The organism is Streptococcus sp. SGI.013 (assembly GCF_050315295.1).
GTDB lineage: Bacteria > Bacillota > Bacilli > Lactobacillales > Streptococcaceae > Streptococcus > Streptococcus porcorum.
In genome coordinates, this window is sequence record NZ_JBNPOS010000052.1 from 1 (window position 1) to 4,572 (window position 4,572).

The following is a 4,572-nucleotide window of genomic DNA, read 5'->3' on the forward strand; positions in this document are numbered from 1 at the left end:
GAATAAAGTGGTTGCAACGATAACACCAATAAAACCTAATAAAAAAATATATTCCATACCAAATCTCCTAACATTATATACTTCAATCATTAATCTCTTATTTCAAGAAATCCGTTATAACATTTTTATCACCTCCTAAACTATTTACTTTTAATTATTTCTATCTATGAGTTTCGAACTACTTGTATTACAGTAAAAACTCTTACAGTAGGTTTTGGTTTTCAAATTTTATATTTGTAGTTTATGTTCAAGTGCTTGTGTCAAAACTTCTGAGTAGTTGATTTTTTCACGGTCTGCAAGACGGACGAGCCATTCTGGAACGGTAACATTTTTGCGGACAGTTTTGCTGTTTTTTAAAAAGGGAGTGGGGTCAACTTGGATAAGAGTAGCAAATCCATCCGGAACCTTTAACTTTTCTATATCGGTAGGATTTGGTAAGGGGATATCCTCGTCGATATAAGAAGCTAAAACCCCTTCTAACATTTCATGGGCGTTTTTCATAGCTTCTTCGAGTGTATCACCTTCAGTGCCACCACCAAACTCTGGAAACTCAACCCAGTAACCATTAAGCTCTTTGTGAAAAATAGCGGGATATGATTTTAACATATGTACCTCCAAATAATAAAAAAGGAAAGATTTAGAACTAGCGTAGCCCTAAATCCTTAAGGAGTTTCTTCTCTAGTCCATTTGCTAAATCCTTGTTTCCATGGATTGGAATAGTGACTATCTTAGAAATACCATCCTTTCTGAAATGGTGATGACTTCCTTTAACGCGGATTTCATACCATCCATTTTCCTTGGCAAGTTTTGCCAATTCTTTCCCTGTAAGTGGCATAGCATATCTAACCTCCTTACGACTTCTATTATACACATTATGCGTATTTATGTCAAAAAGAAGTTTATCGATGAAAAAATTTATCAATATGTTTTCTACTTTTTTCAGAAAATATATTGACAAGTGTAAAAAGTTATACTAAAATATTATTTGTTGTGATTGGGGTATAGCCAAGCGGTAAGGCAAGGGACTTTGACTCCCTCATGCGTTGGTTCGAATCCAGCTACCCCAGTAAGATAAAAAGACGTTAGGTATTCCTAGCGTCTTTATTTTTTATTTTTAAATTGTTTTCGATATTGGCTTGGTGTCAAGAAATAGTAGGCTTTAAATTGTCGATTAAAATTTGAAAGATTATTAAAGCCAACTTCAGTTGCAATTTCTAAAATGGGTTTGATAGAGTTGAGTAAAAGATCACTAGCTTCTTTTAAGCGAACTTGGATAATAAAATCTGTACAAGAGGTGCCAGTGTGTTGTTTAAAGACGGTCATAAAATGGGTCTTGCTATACCCCATATAATTGGCTAAAAAGTCAATGCTAAGATTCTCCCTATAATGATGGTGAATGTAGTCGATTAAATCACGGATTTTTTCATTTTTCCGATAGAGATCATCAGAAGTTTTTTTGACAATATAATGGTGGCGATAAAGAAGGTATAGTAGTTCATTCAGCTTAGCTTTTAGTGGCAATTCAAAGTAAGGGGGTTCAGTTTTCACCAGTTCAAATATGTCAAATAGCACAGCTTTGATCTGATCATATCCCTCTTGGTCTTTGGATAGACGTGGGACAAATTTAAAGGTGCTATTTTGAAGAGGTTGAAGGTAAAGTAAACTTGTCTTATCTAAAATGGAATACCCTATCATATCTAAGTGAAAAAGAAAAGAGTCTGTTTGGTGATGTTTATCCTCAATGGGATGAATGGAATGTGGAGCATTAGGTCTGATGAAAATGATATCCCCTTCCTGACTATCAAAATAATCATAGTCAATATGATACCTAGCACTCCCTGTGTGAACATAATTGATTTCTAGCTCATTATGCCAATGAAATAGTACATCTGGTCGCCCATTTTCCACTTTTGTATGGTAAAAGGTATATGGCAATAAAGGATTAGGGTAGCTAATTTTATGTTGGAATTGCTCATCAGATAAAAAATCTTTCATAGAAACCTCGTCTATCATAGGATAGTATTATTATAACATAGAATTATAGGAGGAATCTTTCCTCCCTTCTATATCAAGAGAATGCAGGATTGTTATTTAATTTGATGAATGATTATTAGCTTGCTTACACTTAGATAAATGGTCAGTATAATGCGCTTTGATATGCTCCTCACCTAATATTTCAAATACCTGAATGGCTTGTTTCATTTTTTCAATACCATTAGATGAATCTTTTTTGAACTCAAAATACCCCAATGCATATAAAAAGACAGTTTGTTCATAATAGTTTAATTCATTATCTAGTAATTTTTTTATTTCTCTAATAAGAAAGGTACAATGATGAAACTCACCTTGATCAATACTGACAATTAAACAATTAATTGCCAATTGAGTGACAAGTTTTTTGTTTGTTTTATTTAATGATGAGTAGATATAATTTTTCAACATTTCTTTAGTGAGCAAAAAACAAGAAGTATATGGAATTGTTCTGATGCAATTGGCTAATAAAATGATTTCGTAATAGCCCCATTTTTCAACCTTAAAGAGGTAGTCCGTTAACTGAAGTATCTCTTCATCTGATGGAATGACGCTTGAATCCATTGTATGTAATATGGATTTTACCATTGTTTTTTCATATTGATTTAAATCATAAGGAGAAGAGTCAGAAAGTATAGATATGATATTATTGATATTTTGCGACGAGTACTGTTTACGAATATATTGTACTAAACTAGCAAATGTTGTACTTTTGGTATGATCGTTGTTATATAAAGTAAGAAACTCCTCTAAAGTAATATGTAATTTATCTAAAATATTGATCAGTCGAATACAAGATATTTCTGATTCTCCACGTTCAAATCGAGAGATTTGTGATTTTGAGAGATTCTCATCCTCTAAAGAGGATAAGCTGACCCGCTTTCCTTGACGCACTTTTCTAAGCGTATTCCCAAGCTTTGATTTCATATTTTCCCACTTTCCCAACGAAATATAGCAGTATTTTTATTTATTATACAATAAATAAAAATAAAAGGAGATATAATATGAAAAAATTATCAAAACTTTTTCTGATTTTGATTGTAGTGATGGATATTATTATCATCGTCGGTGGATAAACTCTCAGTTCTTTTATAACGAAGTACCAGAAAGGCTGGTTAATTTAAAATTTTAGACGTTAACTTTATTCCTATTTGATTACTAAGAATAGGAATAATCTAAAAATCAAAATTGCAATAATTGCAATACTGTTTTTTAAACATCAACAATAAGGAGAGTGAAAATGTTTAATGAGGACTATTATTTAGAGGTAATTGAAAGTTTTGGTTATAATCTTTTAAAATTCAATAAAATAAATTTCACTTTACCTGGTATAGATGCACCAGAAATGAGTAATTTATGGTTGTGTAGTTATAATATTAATAAAAATTTTGATCCTAGAAGTAAAATCTTATTTACGACTGGAATAGGATTATCAGGAGTACCACATTTTGGAACCATATCTCAAATTGCAAGAGCAATAAAACTTTGTAAAAATAATGATGTTCAAATTGTGTTAGGAGATGTAGACGCCTATACTGGTAGAAGAACTTCTTGGGAAAGTACTGAATTGTTGAAAAGTAAGTATAAAAAATTTATTAAAAATATGGGATTTGATGGAATTGTCAGAGATCAAAGCACTTCAGATTCAAATGTATATATTACACATTCAAAAATTTGCAAGTATTTTTCGCATGAAATTGCAGATCATTCTGAGGAGGAACTGCATGAACTTTACGTTTCTAAAGGGAAGGTTGAAAGAGACATGACATTTAATCGGGAATATTCTTTATCTTTGATGTGTGCGGATTTTATAGATCCACTTATTAATAAAAAATATGATGAAGTCGTTGTATTCTTAGGGTTAGATGAGCATAAATATGTGCAAGCAGCTAATAAAGTACTTACTGCTTTGTCAGATGAATTTCCTCAGGTAAAGGGGAAGAGTGTAAAGGCAATGTATTCTCCTTTAATTTCAGGGTTTAATGGATTTCCTAAAATGTCAAAAAGTTTTCCTGAATCTTCAATTAATATAGGGGATAGTACTGAGTCAATCACACAGAAAATTATTAATGATAACTATAAGTTCAATGATAATTCTACTGTTACAATTCAGCTTATGAAATCTTTAGGGAACTATAGAGAAGCAGAAATAGAAAAATTTATTCAAGTTATGGAGTCCAACCCAAATAAGTGGGTAAAAGAAAAAGAAAAATTTATTGGTAAATTATTGGAAATTAGGGAGAATTGGCATAATGCATGAATTAGCAAATAGTTTTTCGACAGTAAATCAAATTAGTTGCATTCTTCAAAAAATATTGAATGAAAAGAGCATTTCTGAATATGATTTACGAAACATGATTAATTTATTATTAGACAGTCAAGATTTAAGAAATAGAGAGTCTTTTTTATCTTCATTTTTAACAGGGATATCATTTATAGATTTATCATCAGATGATATAGCTTCGCTAGTAGACGAAATACTATCGAAAGATAAATATACTCCTTATGAAAATGATTTTAAAGATATAGAAAATATAATTT

Annotated in this window: 6 protein-coding genes and 1 tRNA gene; 3 read left to right on the forward strand and 4 right to left on the reverse strand. The window is 31.1% G+C overall.

The genetic code is table 11. The annotated features are described in order from the left end of the window. Positions 1 to 228: 228 nt before the first annotated feature. Complete coding sequence (locus tag ACQRDX_RS08955) at positions 229 to 606, reverse strand: type II toxin-antitoxin system HicB family antitoxin (protein WP_427896537.1); 378 nt, start codon at positions 604 to 606, stop codon at positions 229 to 231. A gap of 37 nt (positions 607 to 643) precedes the next feature. Next, a complete protein-coding gene (locus ACQRDX_RS08960; protein ID WP_427896539.1) occupies positions 644 to 835 on the reverse strand; it encodes a type II toxin-antitoxin system HicA family toxin in 192 nt (63 codons plus the stop codon). Positions 836 to 995: 160 nt separating this feature from the next. On the opposite strand from ACQRDX_RS08960, the gene ACQRDX_RS08965 reads away from it, so the two are divergent. Beyond that, positions 996 to 1,067, forward strand: a tRNA-Gln gene (locus tag ACQRDX_RS08965). A gap of 34 nt (positions 1,068 to 1,101) precedes the next feature. Here the strand turns inward: ACQRDX_RS08965 and ACQRDX_RS08970 are convergent. Both ACQRDX_RS08970 and ACQRDX_RS08975 read right to left on the reverse strand, forming a co-directional pair. Beyond that, positions 1,102 to 1,995 carry a helix-turn-helix domain-containing protein gene (locus ACQRDX_RS08970; RefSeq protein WP_427896540.1) on the reverse strand — a complete coding sequence of 298 codons (894 nt, stop codon included), beginning with the start codon at positions 1,993 to 1,995 and terminating at the stop codon, positions 1,102 to 1,104. Positions 1,996 to 2,091: 96 nt separating this feature from the next. Next, complete coding sequence (locus ACQRDX_RS08975; protein WP_427896542.1) at positions 2,092 to 2,958, reverse strand: Rgg/GadR/MutR family transcriptional regulator; 867 nt, start codon at positions 2,956 to 2,958, stop codon at positions 2,092 to 2,094. 313 nt (positions 2,959 to 3,271) lie between these two features. Here ACQRDX_RS08975 and ACQRDX_RS08980 point away from each other — a divergent pair, with 313 nt between their 5' ends. Further along, positions 3,272 to 4,291 (forward strand): hypothetical protein, encoded by a 1,020-nt coding sequence (locus ACQRDX_RS08980; RefSeq protein ID WP_427896543.1) that lies wholly within the window; start codon positions 3,272 to 3,274, stop codon positions 4,289 to 4,291. Continuing rightward, positions 4,284 to 4,572 (forward strand): hypothetical protein (locus ACQRDX_RS08985; protein WP_427896545.1); only part of this gene is annotated, 289 nt, incomplete at its 3' end. The genes ACQRDX_RS08980 and ACQRDX_RS08985, both read left to right, overlap by 8 nt.